15 protein-coding genes and 1 riboswitch are annotated in these 15247 nt (G+C 71.2%); of the genes, 8 read left to right on the top strand and 7 right to left on the bottom strand.

The features are described from left to right. Positions 1-214: 214 nt before the first annotated feature. Both ACIQU3_RS13150 and thrC read right to left on the bottom strand, forming a co-directional pair. Positions 215-490 carry a MoaD/ThiS family protein gene (locus ACIQU3_RS13150; RefSeq protein ID WP_031135858.1) on the bottom strand — a complete coding sequence of 92 codons (276 nt, stop codon included), beginning with the start codon at positions 488-490 and terminating at the stop codon, positions 215-217. A gap of 114 nt (positions 491-604) precedes the next feature. Further along, positions 605-1891, bottom strand: coding sequence for a threonine synthase (thrC, locus tag ACIQU3_RS13145; RefSeq protein ID WP_403740050.1), 1287 nt, complete (start codon positions 1889-1891; stop codon positions 605-607). An 18-nt stretch (positions 1892-1909) separates the two neighbouring features. Continuing rightward, positions 1910-2066: riboswitch (SAM riboswitch) on the bottom strand. Positions 2067-2219: 153 nt separating this feature from the next. Here thrC and ACIQU3_RS13140 point away from each other — a divergent pair. The 3 genes from ACIQU3_RS13140 (at position 2220) to otsB (ending at position 5487) form a co-directional block, all read left to right on the top strand. After that, positions 2220-3191, top strand: a complete 972-nt coding sequence (locus ACIQU3_RS13140; RefSeq protein ID WP_403924861.1) for a glucosyl-3-phosphoglycerate synthase — start codon at positions 2220-2222, stop codon at positions 3189-3191. Positions 3192-3264: 73 nt separating this feature from the next. After that, on the top strand, positions 3265-4653 hold the full coding sequence (locus ACIQU3_RS13135) for a trehalose-6-phosphate synthase (protein ID WP_403740042.1): 1389 nt from the start codon (positions 3265-3267) through the stop codon (positions 4651-4653). Between the two features lie 6 nt (positions 4654-4659). Next, positions 4660-5487, top strand: a complete 828-nt coding sequence (gene otsB, locus ACIQU3_RS13130; RefSeq protein WP_403740039.1) for a trehalose-phosphatase — start codon at positions 4660-4662, stop codon at positions 5485-5487. 87 nt (positions 5488-5574) lie between these two features. On the opposite strand, the gene ACIQU3_RS13125 is transcribed toward otsB, so the two are convergent. Next, positions 5575-5820 carry a DUF3263 domain-containing protein gene (locus ACIQU3_RS13125; protein WP_403740036.1) on the bottom strand — a complete coding sequence of 82 codons (246 nt, stop codon included), beginning with the start codon at positions 5818-5820 and terminating at the stop codon, positions 5575-5577. Between the two features lie 35 nt (positions 5821-5855). Beyond that, entirely contained in the window at positions 5856-7109 is a 1254-nt protein-coding gene (locus tag ACIQU3_RS13120; protein ID WP_403740033.1) for an ABC transporter substrate-binding protein, read from the bottom strand. 132 nt (positions 7110-7241) lie between these two features. Between ACIQU3_RS13120 and ACIQU3_RS13115 the strand changes: the two genes are divergently transcribed. The 3 genes from ACIQU3_RS13115 to ACIQU3_RS13105 all read left to right on the top strand — a co-directional run bounded on the left by ACIQU3_RS13115 (position 7242) and on the right by ACIQU3_RS13105 (position 10443). Beyond that, positions 7242-8183, top strand: a complete 942-nt coding sequence (locus ACIQU3_RS13115) for an ROK family protein (RefSeq protein ID WP_403740030.1) — start codon at positions 7242-7244, stop codon at positions 8181-8183. Beyond that, positions 8183-9394, top strand: coding sequence for an N-acetylglucosamine-6-phosphate deacetylase (nagA, locus tag ACIQU3_RS13110; protein WP_403924858.1), 1212 nt, complete (start codon positions 8183-8185; stop codon positions 9392-9394). Before ACIQU3_RS13115 ends, nagA begins: the two co-directional genes overlap by 1 nt. 119 nt (positions 9395-9513) lie before the next feature. Further along, positions 9514-10443 carry a 1-phosphofructokinase family hexose kinase gene (locus ACIQU3_RS13105; protein WP_403925323.1) on the top strand — a complete coding sequence of 310 codons (930 nt, stop codon included), beginning with the start codon at positions 9514-9516 and terminating at the stop codon, positions 10441-10443. Positions 10444-10448: 5 nt separating this feature from the next. Here ACIQU3_RS13105 and ACIQU3_RS13100 read toward each other — a convergent pair whose 3' ends face one another. Both ACIQU3_RS13100 and cdgB read right to left on the bottom strand, forming a co-directional pair. Then, positions 10449-11399: a carbohydrate-binding protein gene (locus tag ACIQU3_RS13100; protein WP_403924856.1), complete on the bottom strand. Its 951-nt coding sequence runs from the start codon at positions 11397-11399 to the stop codon at positions 10449-10451. A gap of 117 nt (positions 11400-11516) precedes the next feature. After that, complete coding sequence (gene cdgB / locus ACIQU3_RS13095; protein WP_403740017.1) at positions 11517-13175, bottom strand: diguanylate cyclase CdgB; 1659 nt, start codon at positions 13173-13175, stop codon at positions 11517-11519. Between the two features lie 369 nt (positions 13176-13544). Between cdgB and ACIQU3_RS13090 the strand changes: the two genes are divergently transcribed. Then, positions 13545-14129, top strand: a complete 585-nt coding sequence (locus ACIQU3_RS13090) for a flavin reductase family protein (protein WP_403924853.1) — start codon at positions 13545-13547, stop codon at positions 14127-14129. Between the two features lie 160 nt (positions 14130-14289). Continuing rightward, a complete protein-coding gene (locus ACIQU3_RS13085; protein ID WP_403740007.1) occupies positions 14290-14757 on the top strand; it encodes a GNAT family N-acetyltransferase in 468 nt (155 codons plus the stop codon). 10 nt (positions 14758-14767) lie between these two features. Here the strand turns inward: ACIQU3_RS13085 and arfB are convergent, their stop codons facing one another. Beyond that, positions 14768-15205: an alternative ribosome rescue aminoacyl-tRNA hydrolase ArfB gene (gene arfB, locus ACIQU3_RS13080; RefSeq protein ID WP_344466315.1), complete on the bottom strand. Its 438-nt coding sequence runs from the start codon at positions 15203-15205 to the stop codon at positions 14768-14770. Positions 15206-15247 lie beyond the last annotated feature (42 nt).

The following is a 15247-nucleotide window of genomic DNA, read 5'->3' as shown; positions in this document are numbered from 1 at the left end:
AAAAGCCCCAAAAGACATGCACACTTTGGCTACATCTTGTCGGGCTCGAAGCGGGAATTCAGGGTTCCGATCAGTGGATCGGGATCGCGTTCCCCAACTGTACCCCGCTCAACCACGCAGAATTGCCCCCTCCGCTTCTCTCACGGAGGGGGCAATTCGATAAACTCTCAGTGACCGTCGTTACCGAAGGTAACAATCAAGCCGGTTCCCTGGTTCAGCCGCCCGCGACGGCGGGAATGATCGACACCCCGGCCCCGTCCGGCGTCGCCGTCTCCAGACCCTGCTCGAAGCGCACGTCGTCGTCGTTGACGTACACGTTGACGAACCGGCGCAGCTTGCCCTGGTCGTCGAGCACACGGGCGGCGATCCCGGTGTGGTTCTTCTCCAGATCGGCGATGACCTCGCCGAGGGTCCCGCCATCGGCGGACACCTCAGCCTGACCGCCGGTGTACGTGCGCAGGATGGTAGGGATACGAACGGTGACGCTCATGACTTCAAAACCTCCGGTTGGGCGAGATACCTAGGGGCGCGGGGCTGTGTTCGACATGCGGCTCCGCCGCGTGGGCGCGACCAGCCCCCATGGCCCGCACCGAACCAACGATGCTCAGACGAGTCCGGCCTCACGGAACGACTCGAGGCTGGGGCGAATGGTCGCCGTAAGCCCCGTCCCCGCCACCGCATCCAGCGTCTTCAGCCCATCCCCCGTGTTCAGCACGACGATCGACTTCGACGGGTCGAGCAGCCCGTTCTCCAGCAGCTTCTTCGTCACCCCCACCGTCACCCCACCGGCGGTCTCCGCGAACACGCCCTCGGTCCGCGCGAGCAGCTTGATCGCGTCGACGACCTGCTCGTCCGTCACGTCCTCCACCGCACCCCCGGTCCGCCGCGCGATGTCCAGCACGTACGGCCCGTCCGCCGGGTTGCCGATCGCCAGGGACTTGGCGATCGTGTCCGGCTTCTGCGGACGCACCACGTCGTGCCCGGCCTTGAACGCCGTCGACACGGGCGAGCAGCCGAGCGCCTGCGCGCCGAAGATCTTGTACGGCTTGTCCTCGACCAGACCGAGCTTGATCAGCTCCTGAAGCCCCTTGTCGATCTTCGTCAGCTGCGAGCCGGAGGCGATCGGCACCACCAGCTGGTCCGGCAGCTGCCAGCCGAGCTGCTCGCAGATCTCGTACGCGAGGGTCTTGGAGCCCTCCGCGTAGTACGGCCGGAGGTTGACGTTGACGAAGCCCCAGCCCTCGCCGGCCGGGTCGCCGATCAACTCGGAGCAGAAGCGGTTCACGTCGTCGTAGTTGCCCTCGATGCCGACGAGCTCGCCGCCGTAGACCGCGGCCATGACGACCTTGCCCTGCTCCAGGTCGTGCGGGATGAACACGCAGGAACGGAAGCCGGCGCGGGCCGCGGCGGCGCCCACCGCACCGGCGAGGTTGCCGGTGGAGGAGCAGGAGAGCGTGGTGAAGCCGAAGGCGCGGGCAGCCTCCAGGGCCTGGGCGACGACCCGGTCCTTGAAGGAGTGCGTCGGGTTGCCGGAGTCGTCCTTCACGAACAGCTTGCCGGCGTCGACGCCCAGCTCACGCGCGAGGTTGTCGGCCTTTACGAGCTTGGTCCAGCCCGGATTGATGTTCGGCTTGTCCGCCACGTCGGCCGGGACCGGCAGCAGCGGGGCGTAGCGCCAGATGTTCGCGGGGCCCGCTTCGATGCGCTTGCGGAGCTCCTCGGTGTCGTAGGCCGAGAAGTCGTACGCGATCTCCAGCGGGCCGAAACACTCCTCGCACGCGAAGACCGGGCCGAGGGGAACACGGTGGCCGCACTCGCGGCAGCTGAGCGCTGCGGCGGGGCCGAGGTCTACGGTGGATTCAGTGGTGCTTGCAACAGTCTGCGCAGCCATGTGAGGCGAGGCCCTTTCTCCTCATCTTCCTCACGACGCATCTCGCCGTGAGACGGATTTGGCACCTTCCCGAGCCGGGAGCCTCGCGCTGGTGGTCGACAGTGACCTACGAGTACCGACTGGAGGGTTGCCGGGGCTTCATCGGGCCGTTTCCCTCTGCCCCTCTGGATGAGCTGTATGCGGTTGTAAAGAGCGGGTGACCCCGGACATGCGATGGTCATCCGCGTTGTTCAAGACTGTAACCGACGACCAGGACAGTTGAGATAGTCGTCCGAACCGCGAGATGGATCACTCCGTCCCGCCCGGAGCACGCTAAGGAGCCGCCACGGTGCTGGAAGAAGTCGAGCGCTGGCTGAGCACCCGTTCCTGGTCCGCGAACGATCGCCCGCTCCACCAGATCCTCGCAGCGAAGCAGCGCACGGGCCAGACGGTCAGTGTGGTGCTGCCCGCGCTGAACGAGGAGGCGACGGTCGGCGACATCGCCTCCGTCATCCGCCACGACCTGATGCGGCAGGTCCCGCTCGTCGACGAGCTGGTCGTCGTCGACTCGGGGTCGACCGACCGCACGTCGGAGGTCGCCGCCGCCGCGGGCGCGCGGGTCGTGCACCGGGACGCGATACTCCCGCGCCTGCCCGCCGTGCCCGGCAAGGGCGAGGTGCTGTGGCGCTCACTGCTCGTCACCCGCGGAGACATCGTCTGCTTCGTCGACGCGGACCTCAGGGACTTCTCGTCCGACTTCGTCTCGGGGATCGTGGGCCCGCTGCTCACGGACCCGGACGTGGACCTCGTGAAGGCCATGTACGACCGCCCGCTGACCGCTGAGTTCGACGCGCCCGCCTCCGGCAGGACCTCCGGGCAGGGCGGCCGGGTCACCGAGCTGATGGCCCGCCCGCTGCTCAACATGCACTGGCCGCAGCTGGCCGGCTTCGTGCAGCCGCTCGGCGGCGAGTACGCGGCCCGCCGCTCCCTGCTGGAACAGCTGCCGTTCCCGGTCGGGTACGGCGTGGAGCTGGGCATGCTGGTCGACGCTCTGCACCTGGTGGGTCTCGACGCCCTCGCCCAGGTGGACGTGGGAGTGCGCAAGCACCGGCACCAGGACGGGCAGGCGCTGGGCCGGATGGCCGCCGCGATCTACCGCACGGCCCAGCTGCGGCTGGCCCGCGGGCACCTGATCCGGCCGTCCCTGACCCAGTTCGAGCGGGGCACGGACGGCTTCGAGCCGCGGACGTACTCCGTGGACACCGAGGAGCGTCCGCCCATGGTGGAGATCGCCGAGTACCAGGCGCGGAAGGCTGCCTGACCGGGACCGTTTTCGGCCGGGCCCGGCGGATCCACACGTTTGAGCGTTTCGGGGCCGGGCTAGGTTGAGGCTTATGGCTTCGACGTACGGTGCTGCACAGGTGCTGGTGGCCTCCAACCGTGGCCCGGTCTCCTACACGGTGGGCGAGGACGGTTCGCTGGAGGCCAAACGGGGCGGCGGCGGACTGGTCTCCGGGCTCTCCGCGATCGGCTCCGACGCGGACGCCCTGTGGGTCTGCTCGGCGCTCTCCGACGGCGACCGGGAGGCGGTGCGGCGCGGCGTCGGCGAGGACGGCGTGCGGATGCTGGACATCCCGCCCGACGTGCACGCCGACGCGTACAACGGCATCGCCAACTCGGTCCTGTGGTTCGTGCACCACATGCTCTACCAGACGCCCCTGGAGCCCGTCTTCGACGCCGAGTTCCGGCGGCAGTGGGCGTCCTACGAGGCGTACAACCGGGCGTTCGCCGAAGCGCTGGCCGAGGAGGCGGCGCGGGGCGCGGCGGTCGTGGTGCAGGACTATCACCTGACGCTGGTGCCGGGCATGCTCCGCGAGCTGCGCCCCGACCTGCGCATCGGGCACTTCTCGCACACGCCGTGGGCGCCGCCCGAGTACTTCCGGATGCTGCCGGACGACGTGGCCGGGCAGGTGCTGCGCGGCATGCTCGGCGCGGACCGCCTCGGCTTCCTCACCGAGCGCTGGGCGGAGGCGTTCACCGCGTGCGCCGAGCGGTTCGCGGGCGGGCCGGGCGGCACCCGGGTCGGAGTGCACGGCCTCGGCGCCGACGCGGACTTCCTGCGCAAGCGGGCCCACGAGCCGGACGTCGAGGAGCGGATCACCGCGCTGCGGCAGGAGATCGGCGAGGGCCGCCGCACCATCGTCCGGGTGGACCGCACCGAGCTGTCCAAGAACATCGTGCGCGGCCTGCTGGCCTACCGCCGCCTCCTGGAGACCCATGCCGAGTGGCGCGAGCAGGTGGTGCACGTCGCCTTCGCCTACCCCTCCCGGCAGGACCTCGCGGTGTACCGGGACTACACGGCCGAGGTGCGGCGGCTCGCGGACGAGATCAACGCCGAGTACGGCACGCCGGGCTGGAAGCCGGTCGTGCTGCACGTCAAGGACGACTTCGCCCGCTCCCTGGCCGCCTACCGGCTGGCCGACGTGGCCCTGGTCAACCCCATCCGCGACGGCATGAACCTGGTCGCCAAGGAGGTCCCGGTCGTCTCCGACGCGGGCTGCGCACTGGTGCTGTCCCGGGAGGCCGGGGCGCACGAGGAGCTGGGCGAGGACGCGATCACCGTGAACCCCTACGACGTGACGGGCACGGCGGCCGCCCTGCACGAGGCGCTGTCGATGCGCCCGGAGGAACGCGCCGAACGCAGCAAGCGCCTGGCCGCGGCTGCGACGGCCCTGCCACCGGCGCAGTGGTTCCTGGACCAGCTCGACGCCTTGAGGGGCTGAGCGGCGATGAGTGCCAACGCGTTGCCCACACCCGTCACGCAGGCCGGGCAGGACGGCCTCGCCGCCCTGCTCGCCGACCCCGGCAAGGCGCTGATCGCCCTGGACTTCGACGGGACGCTCGCGCCGATCGTGGCCGATCCCGAGCTGGCCCGGGCCCATCCGGAGGCGCTGGGCGCGCTGGTGGCGCTCGCCCCGAAGGTCGCCGCCATCGCGGTGATCACCGGCCGGCCCGCCGAGGTCGCCGTGCGCAACGGCGGCTTCGCGGACGTGCCGGGTCTGGAGCACCTCGTCGTCCTCGGGCACTACGGTGCCGAGCGGTGGGACGCCCGCAGCGGCAAGGTCACCGCGCCCGAGCCGCACCCGGGCGTCGGCGCCGTCCGCGCCGAACTGCCCGGGCTGCTCGAAGGGAGCGGGACCTGGGTCGAGGACAAGGGCCGGGCGGTGGCCGTGCACACCCGCCGGGCCGCCGATCCGCAGGCCGCCTTCGAGGCGCTGCGGGAGCCGCTCACCGCCCTGGCGACCCGGCACGGCCTGATCGTCGAGCCCGGCCGCATGGTCCTCGAACTGCGCCCGCCCGGCATGGACAAGGGCGTCGCCCTGAGCGACCACGCCCGGGAGATCGGCGCCGCGTCGGTCCTCTACGGCGGCGACGACCTGGGCGACCTGCCCGCCTACTCCGCCGTGGACACCCTCCGCACCACCGGCACCCCGGGCCTGCTGGTGTGCAGCGGCAGCGACGAGGTGACCGAGCTCAGCGAGCGAGCGGACGTGGTGGTGGACGGCCCGGAGGGAGTCGTGAAGCTGCTGAGGGCCCTGGCGGACCACATCGGCTGAGGGGCAGGTGCCTCCGGGGGCGCGGGGAACTGCCCGAACACCCCCCACGCACCAGCACCCGCACGACGGCCGAAAGCCCCATGGCCCTCAACGCTCCGACCGACGCCGCTCCCGAACCCGCCGAAGCCGATTCACGGTCACCGGGTCGTGCGCCAGCGCCCGCGCGTCATCCAGCAACGCGTTGAGCAGCTGGTAGTACCGCACAGGCGCGAGCCCCAGCTCCTCACGTATCGCCCGCTCCTTCGCACCCGGCCCGGCGAAGCCCCGGCGTTCGAGCGCGAGGATGTCCCGCTCCCTGCGCCCGAGCCCCTGCCCACCCGTGTCCTCGTCCATGCCCGGCACGGTAACGCCTGCCACCGACAGCGGAGCTACTCCGCGCTCTCCGCCCGGGTCGCCTCGGCCTGGAGGTGGCCCAGGACGCCCGAGGGGCTGCCGCCGGGCGCGACGGCCTTGCCGATCTGCTGCTTCACCTGGGCACTGACGTCGGCCCAGGAGGTCTTGCCGACCGGGTAGAGCTCGGAGGCCAGCAGCTCCTCCAGGAACGGCTTGAGGTGCCGGTCCTCCTCGGAGGCGGCCATCGTGCCGGACGCGGACGTGGTGACCGGCAGCAGGTCGTACTCGCGCGAGAAGGCCAGCACGTTCTTCTCGCTGTAGACGAAGTCGAGGAAGTCCCCCACCTGGTCGCGGTGGCCGTTCTTGCGGAACGCGGTCATCCAGTCGGAGACGCCCAGCGTGGACCGGCTCGGGCCCTCGTGACCCGGCGTGGGCACCATCCCGTACTTGACGCCCTGCTTCGCGGCGATCTTCATCAGTGAGGGGTGGCCGTTGAGCATGCCCACCTCGCCCTTGGCGAAGGCCGCGAACGCCGCGGCCCGGTTGAGCCGACCCGGCGCGACCGGACCGGTCAGGTCCTTGCCGACCAGGTCGTTCTTCAGCCAGGAGAAGGTGTCGATGTTCTCCGGGGAGTCGATGCCGTAGCTGTCGACGCCGTCGGTGTAGCCGCCCCCGCCGCTGAGCATCCACTGCATGGTCTCGGCCTGCGCCTCCTCCGGGCCGAGGGGCAGCGCGTACGGGTACTTCACACCCTTCGCCTTGAGCGCCTCGGCGTCCTCGGCCAGGTCGTCCCAGGACTCGGGCGGGGTGATGCCGGCCTTGGCGAAGAGGCTCTTGTTGTAGAAGAGCACGCGGGTGGAGGCAGCGAACGGCATGCCGTACTGCACGCCCTTCACCTGGCCCGCCGAGGCCAGCTGACCCACGAAGTCGGCCTGCACGGGTATGGAGAGCAGGTCGTCGGCCTTGTAGAGCTGGTTCGCGGCCGCGTAGTCGGCGTAGGCGCCGATCTGCGCCATGTCCGGCGGGTCACCGGCGGCGACCATCTCACGGACCTTGCGGTCGACGTCGTTCCAGGAGTAGACGCTGACGTCGATCTCGACGTCGGGGTGGTCGGCCTCGTACTCCTCGGCGAGCTTGTCCCAGTACTTCTTGGAGCTGTTGGCCGCGCTGTCGCCGTAGTCGGCGGCGACCAGTTTCAGGGTCACGTCGGCCGAGCCGCCCGTGAGCCCGCAGCCGCCGAGGACCGCCGTCATGCCCAGTGCGGACACCACCGCGATCGTTCCTGCCATCCGCCGCCGCTGCACCGCTGTTCTTCCCCAACCCCGGCGTCACCGCCGCCGAAACATTTCGATATCCGGAACAAGGTCTACACCACGTGAGTGGACTAGACCTCTTGCGGGTCCCCGGGTCACACTGTCCCCGTGAGACATGTCATCGCCCTCGATGTGGGCGGCACCGGGATGAAGGCCGCCCTTGCGGGCCCGGGGGGCGAGGTGCTGCACCGGGCCCGCCGGGCCACCGGACGCGCCCAGGGCCCGGACGCCGTGGTCGCGGGCATCCTCGACTTCGCCGCCGAGCTGCACGCCCACGGCACCGAGCAGTTCGGCACGCCCGCGTCCGCCGCCGGCGTGGCCGTCCCGGGCATCGTCGACGAGGCGGAGGGCGTCGCCGTCTACGCGGCCAACCTCGGCTGGCGGGACGTCCCCCTGCGCGAGCTGCTGGCGCAGCGGCTGGGCATCCCGGTCGCCCTCGGGCACGACGTGCGCACCGGCGGCCTCGCCGAGGGCCGGGTCGGCGCGGGCCGGGGCGCGGACCGGTTCCTGTTCGTGGCGCTGGGCACCGGCATCGCGGGCGCCATCGGCGTGGACGGCCGGGTCGAGGCGGGCGCGCACGGCTTCGCGGGCGAGATCGGCCACATCGTCGTACGCCCCGGCGGGGCCCCCTGCCCGTGCGGGCAGCGCGGCTGCCTGGAGCGCTTCGCCTCGGCGGCGGCCGTGAGCGAGGCGTGGGCCATGGCCGCGGGCGACCCGGGCGCGGACGCGGCGGACTGCGCGAAGGCGGTGGACTCCGGCGATCCGAAGGCCCGGGCGGTCTGGCAACAGGCGATCGACGCTCTGGCCGACGGCCTGGTCACGGCCCTGACGTTGCTGGATCCTCGCATTCTGATCATCGGCGGGGGCCTGGCGGAGGCGGGGGACACTCTGTTCACGCCGTTGCGGGAAGCGATCCGCACGCGCATCACCTTCCAGAAGCAGCCGTCACTGGTCCCGGCCGCCCTGGGCGACAGCGCAGGTTGTCTCGGCGCGGGCCTACTGGCCTGGGATCTTCTGGCATCGACCGACCGCATGGAGGTAACGCCCTGATGGCAGCCGACCCAGGGGCGCGGGGAACTGCGCGACAAGCCCCCACGCACCCGCGCCCCGCAACGGCCGGACACCCCACGGTCCTGACCGGCGCGACGGTGGTGCTCCCCACAGGACCCGTCGAAAACGGCCAGGTGAGCGTCGACGGCACCCGCATCACCGCCACCGCCCCCGAAAACGCCCAGGTCATCGACGCCACCGGCCACTACGTCATCCCCGGCTTCGTCGACCTGCACAACCACGGCGGCGGCGGAGCCTCCTTCACCTCCGGCACGGTCGACGACATCCTCAAGGGCATCCACACCCACCGCCTGCACGGCACGACCACCCTGGTCGCCTCCACGGTCACCGGCGACATGGACTACCTCACCCACCGCGCGGGCCTGCTCAGCGAACTCGCCGAGCAGGGCGAGATCGCCGGCGTCCACTTCGAGGGCCCGTTCATCTCCCCCTGCCGCAAGGGCGCCCACTCCGAGGCCCTCCTGCGCGACCCCCACCCCGCGGAGGTCCGCAAGCTGATCGACGCGGCCCGGGGCCGGGCGAAGATGCTCACGCTGGCCACGGAACTGCCCGGCGGCCTGGACTCCGTACGCCTCCTGGCCGACCACGGCGTGATCGCGGCGATCGGCCACACGGACGCCACGTACGAGCAGACCGTGGAGGCCATCGACGCGGGCGCCACCGTCGCCACCCACCTCTTCAACGCGATGCCGCCGCTCGGCCACCGCTCCCCCGGCCCGATCACCGCGCTGCTGGAGGACGACCGGATCACGGTCGAGCTGATCAACGACGGCACGCACCTGCACCCCGCCGCGCTGCGACTGGCGTTCCACCACGCGGGCGCGGACCGGGTCGCGTTCATCACGGACGCGATGGACGCGGCCGGTTTCGGCGACGGACGCTACTGGCTGGGCCCGCTGGAGGTGGAGGTCGCGGACGGCGTGGCCCGTCTGGTGGAGGACGGCACCATCGCCGGCTCGACCCTCACCCTGGACCGCGCCTTCAAACGGGCGGTCACCCTCGACGGCCTGTCCGTCGAGGACGCGGTGACGGCCCTGTCCGCCACCCCGGCCCGACTCCTCGGCATGGCCGACACGATCGGCTCACTGGAGCCCGGAAAATACGCCGACCTGCTGATCCTGGACTCCGCATACGAGTTGAAGGGCGTGATGCGCCGGGGCGAATGGGTGGTCGGTCCCCAACTGGGCTGATCCGTCCCGCAGTCGGGAGACGGTGGCCGGCTCCAGGACTGGGCCGACCGCCGTCTCTTTGGCATGATCGGGCTACCTGCACGTTCATGTCGGCACGCACATCGGGGGAGGTCGGCCCGGTGATCCTCACGGTCACGCTGAACACCGCTCTCGACATCACCTACCGCGTACGGTCCCTCCGGCCGCACGCCTCCCACCGCGTCTCCGAGGTGACGGAACGCCCCGGCGGCAAGGGCGTCAACGTGGCCCGGGTGCTGGCGGCGCTCGGGCACGGGGTGACGGTGACGGGATTCACGGGCGGAGTGACGGGCCGGGTCGTGCAGGAGAGGCTCGCGGCGGTGCCGGGAGTGGTGGACGCGCTGCTGCCGATCGCCGGGACGACCCGGCGCACCATCGCCGTGGTCGACGAGCGCACCGGCGACACCACCCAGCTGAACGAACCGGGTCCGACGGTCCTGCCCGCCGAGTGGTCGGCCTTCCAGGAGGCCTACGAGGACCTGCTGCCCTCCGCGTCAGCGGTGGCCCTGTGCGGCAGCCTGCCGCCGGGTGTCCCGGTGGGCGCGTACGCGGGCCTGATACGCACCGCCCGTTCCTTCTCGGTCCCGGTCCTGCTGGACACGAGCGGCGAGCCCCTGCGCCGGGGCGTCGCGGCCCGCCCGGACATCATCAAGCCCAACGCCGGCGAACTGGCGGAACTGACCGGCTCCCACGAGCCGCTGCGCGCCACCCAGGACGCCCGCCGCCGCGGCGCAGCCGCGGTGGTCGCATCCCTGGGCCCCGCAGGCCTCCTGGCAGTCACCCGGGAGGGACTGTGGCAGGCCACCCCACCGACCTCGTTCCGGGGCAACCCCACAGGCGCAGGCGACTCAGCGGTAGCGGGCCTGCTCTCCGCCCTGGTGGAACACCACCCGTGGCCCACCCGCCTCACCCGGGCGACGGCCCTCGCCGCGGCGACGGTGAACGCACCGACGGCCGGGGAGTTCGACCATGGGCTGTACGAGGAACTCCTCGCACGGGTAACGGTCTCGGGCGAGGTCAGCGCGGCCTAGCCGGGTCAGTCCTTGACCTGGCCCGCCTTCAGCCACAGCTGGTCCAGGAGGACGTTGCACTTGTCGCCGTCTTCGCAGGACAGCGAGATGGTGTTGGTGCCCTTGTTGAGGGTCGGCCAGGCGTAGGTCTTGGTCCAGCCCTTGGCGAAGTCGCCGTCCTTGGCGTGGGTGAAGTTGCCCAGGTTGAGCTTGTTGCCGAACGGCTTGCCGTTGACCGTGAGCGTCATCTCCTGGTCCTCGTCCGCCGTGCTGTAGCGGGCGAAGACCGTGTAGGCACCGTCCTTGGGAACACCGTTGACGGTCCAGGTGACGGACGAGCCGACCTGGTTGAGATTCCCTACGTAGATGCCGCCGTCGGACTGCGCGCCCTTGACGTCCTGGGCGAGGGTCGCGGCACCGCCGAGGCGCAGCGCCTTGGCGTCGATCGTGGGCAGATCCACCGTGCTCGCGCCGCCCTTGCTCGCCGAAGGGCTCGGCTTGGACTCCTCGGACTGGGTCGGGCTCGTGCCCACCTCGTCGGACGCCTTGTCCTTGTCCTTGTCGCCGCCCAGCATGGCCACGCCGATGCCGATGACGACCGCGGCGACCACAGCGATCGCGCCGATCAGCAGGCCCTTGGTGTTCGGGCCGCGGCCACGGCCGCCGCCACCACCGGCCGGCATCTGCTGCTGTGCGGTCTGCGCACCGCCGGGCAACGTCTCCGGCGCGGCGTAGTGCGCGTTCGGCTGGCTGTACGCAGCCTGCTGCTGCGGGACCTGACCGTACGGAGCCGTCTGCGCGTGCTGCGGCTGCTGGCCGTACTGGCGGGTGCCGACCGCCCTGACCCGGTTGACCGAGTTCGGGTAGCCGTAGCCCCCGGACGGCGGCTGGGCTCCGTTGGCCTGCCCGTCGGCGTAGAGATAGCCGAACGGGTCGTCGTCCTCGGGCGTGCTCGCGCCGTTGTTGCCGGGCGTCATCCCTTGGTCTCCTCAGTCAGGTGCGGTGCATGCGGTACACGGGTGAGTTAGCGAGCCTACCCGCTCCCGGAGACCCAAACGGGTGACTCGGACCGCATCAACTCGCTGACCTGGGCTTCACCCGGCGCGTCTGTGTTGTTTGGGACGAGATCGTTTCTCGACGTACATCCGCTCGTCAGCGGATTTCAACACTTCGTCCGCCGTCATTCCACAGTGTGCCCATCCGATGCCGAAGCTGGCACCGACCCGCACGGCCCGCCCCTCGGCGCGGATCGGCTGGATGATCTCGTTGCGCAGCCGGACCGCGAGGTCCTGCGCATCGGCCCGGCCGAGCCCGTCGGCCAGGATGACGAACTCGTCACCTCCGAGCCGGGCGACCGTGTCCCCGTCGCGCACGCCGTTGCTGAGCCGCCGGGCGACCTCGATGAGAACCGCGTCACCCGCGTTGTGCCCGAACCGGTCGTTGATCGACTTGAAGCCGTCGAGGTCGCAGAAGAGCACGGCGAGACCCTTGGTGCCGTCGTCGTGGGCCCCGTCCGGGGCGACGGTGTGCACATGGTGGTCGTAGGCGTCGAACGGCTCGGCGCCCTGCCGGAAGTCGAAGCCGGGCCCGGCCAGGTCGAAGGCCGGGTGGCCGTAGGCCGCGTCGACGGATTCCACGGCGGTGTGCGGGGACGACGCGCGTTGACAGAGCCTCGCGGACAGCCGGGAGCGCAGCTCCGCCGAGTTCGGCAGACCGGTGAGCGAGTCGTGCGAGGCGCGGTGGGCGAGCTGGAGCTCGCGTCGCTTGCGTTCCTCGATGTCCTCGACGTGGGTGAGGAGGAAGCGCGGGCCGTCGGCGGCGTCGGCCACCACGCTGTTGCGCAGACTGACCCACACATAGGTGCCGTCCCGGCGGCCGAGGCGCAGCTCCGCGCGTCCGCCCTCGGCCGAGGTGCGCAGCAGGGTGCCTATGTCCTCGGGGTGGACCAGGTCGGAGAACGAGTAGCGGCGCATCGCGGAGGCGGGGCGGCCCAGCAGCCGGCACAGCGCGTCGTTGGTGCGCAGGATCCGGCCGTGCTGGTCGCCGCCCATCTCGGCGATGGCCATGCCGGAGGGCGCGTACTCGAACGCCTGCCGGAAGCTCTCCTCGCTCGCCCGCAGCGCCTGCTGCTCGCGCTCCAGGCGGACCAGCGCGCGCTGCATGTTGGCGCGCAACCGGGCGTTGCTGATGGCGATGGCGGCCTGGAAGGCGTACATCTGGAGCGCCTCGCGACCCCACGCCCCGGGCCGGCGGCCGTTGCGCGGCCGGTCCACGGAGAGCACGCCGATCAGTTCACCGCCCGCCGCGCTGCCCTGCGGGCCCGGCGCGTACATGGGGGCGAAGAGGCGGTCGGCGGGGTGCCACTCGTCCTCGAAGCGGGGGGCGGGGCCGTCGGTGTACCACTGCGGTACGTCGTCGTCGTCGAGGACCCAGCCCTCGGTGTGCGGTATGAACACCAGGTCGCCCCAGCGCTCGCCCATGCCGAGGCGACGTTCCCAGGACTCGCGCGAGCCGACACGGCCGGTGATGAGGGCCTCCGCGGCGGGGTTCCCGGCGAAGGCGGCGACGACGAGGTCGCCGTCCGGCCGTACGAGGTTCACGCACGCCAGCTCGTACCCGAGGGCGGCGACGACGCCCTCCGCGACGGTCTGCAAGGTGTCCGCCAGGCTGCGGGCCGTATTCATGTCGGCCATGACCTGGTGCAGTTGTCGCAGGGACGCAAGACGGACGTAGGGCTCCGACTCGGTCTCCATGCTCGCCCTCCCCCCGAGTACTCGCAGCGATTCAAGGGTCTCGTCGGCGTATCGCCCTGGCAGCTTCCCCGCCACTGAATCACAGCGCGCTGCTCACTCGGTACACAGGGTCAACAATTCCTGCCCCTTGTGACTCAAGTCACAGGCAAAGCTGAACAATTGAGTGGAGTTTCTGCGTTCTTCACGTGCGGCTACCGAACGCAAAGTTTGTCGGATTGCGCACATGTATTTCCCCGGTGCCCCTGCCCTACGCTGCCGCCCCTACCGGGTTCCCCCGCCGAAACCACGTATGTCCGCCGGTGGTCCTAAGACCGTGATCGGGCGGGAGTCCGATGCGGGCCCCGCGGGACGGAGATTAGCGTTCTGGGTGTGCCGAACACTTCCGCTGCCACGTCCCCGATCATTCCGTCGCCCGCCTCCGGGCATGCTGAGGGGGTGAGCAACGACGAGTTCCGCGCCGCCATGGCCCGGCTGGCCTCGGGCGTGGTCCTGGTGACCGCGCAGGAGCCGCCGCTCGCCCCGGACGACCCCACGGCGCCGGGCGGCGAGGACGTGGGCATGACGGCCACGGCGTTCATGTCGGTGTCCCTGGACCCGCCCCTGGTGCTGGTGAGCCTGCGCGAGGGCTCCCGCATGGACGAGCTGCTCGAGGAGCAGGAGCTGTGGGCGGTCTCGGTCCTGTCCGAGAGCCAGCGGCACATCGCGGGCCGCTTCGCGATGAAGGGGCGCGTCAGCGACCGGCTGCTGTTCGCCGACATCCCGTACACGCGCGGCGAGTACACCGACGCCCCGCTCGTCGGCGGCGCCCTGGCCGTCCTGGAATGCCGTACCGAGCAGCGCGTGCCCGCCGGTGACCACACGCTGGTGATCGGCCGCGTCCTGACCGCCCGGGTGCCGAGCGCGGAGGGCGGCCCCCTGACGTATTTCCGCGGCCGTTACCGGCAGTTGGGCTGAGCGGTCCCGGCGGGACGCGCAGCGGAAACCATGGGGCCCGGGGGCCGGCGCCGCAGAAACCATTCGCCCGGGGCGAGCGCGCCGCGGGAGAACCACCGGAAACCAGGCGCTCAGCGGAAACCATTGGCCGGGGGCCGAGCCGCCCACCTAGGGTGCGCGCATGTCGGCACCCGGCCTCCGCCTCGAAGAGATCACACCCGCGAATCTCGACGCCGCCCTCGGCATCCGCGTCCGCCCCGACCAGGAACACCTGGTCGCCCCGGTCGTGAAGTCGCTCGCCGAGGCGTACGTCCATCCCGGCGCGGCCTGGCCCCGCCTGATCGTCGACGGCGACCGCCCGGTCGGCTTCCTGATGGCCTGCCTCGACATCGACTGGTACGAGGACGGCAGCGAGTTCCGCTCGGGCCTGTGGCGGCTGAACATCGCCGCCGGGGAGCAGGGTCGGGGGTACGGCCGTTTCGCCGTCGAGTCGGTCGCCGCGGAACTGCGCCGCCGCGGCACGAAGCAGCTGTACGTCACCTGGCACCCGGGACCGGCCGGCCCCGAGGGCTTCTATTCGGGGCTCGGATTCCGTCCGAACGGGGAGACCAGCGGTGACCAGACCGTGGGCGTCCTGGACCTGTCCTGAAGGGGGCCTGCTAGCCCCAGTTCCGCGCGGAGCGCCCCTGCTTGGTTTCCGAGCGCTGCTTCTTCTCCCGCAGCCGGCGCTCGTTGATGCCCCGGGGGATCCGGGTCGGCTTGCGGGGCTTGGGCGGGGGCGCGGTGGCCTCGGCCAGGAGCGCGGCGAGGCGCACGGCGGCGGCCTCTCGATTGCGCCACTGGGAGCGGTGCTCGGAGGAGCGCACGGTGACGACCCCGTCGACCAGCCGTCCGGCCAGCCGCTCCAGGGCTCGCTGCTTCCACACCGCGGGCAGTGCCTCGGTCTTCGCCAGGTCGAAGCTCAGCTCGACCTTCGAGTCGCTGGTGTTGACGTGCTGCCCGCCCGGCCCCGACGACCGCGAGAAACGCCACATGAGCTCGGCCTCGGGCAGGGAGACGGAGCCGCGGATGACGTGGTGACCGGACATGCCGTCCATGTTCCCGCTTCTGTCCCGTCCACGTCATCCCAATAATCACGG

This window comes from Streptomyces sp. NPDC101110 (assembly GCF_044759525.1).
Classification (GTDB): domain Bacteria; phylum Actinomycetota; class Actinomycetes; order Streptomycetales; family Streptomycetaceae; genus Streptomyces.
Note: the sequence above shows the minus strand (reverse complement) of the source record. Positions and strands in the feature narration are given on the sequence as shown.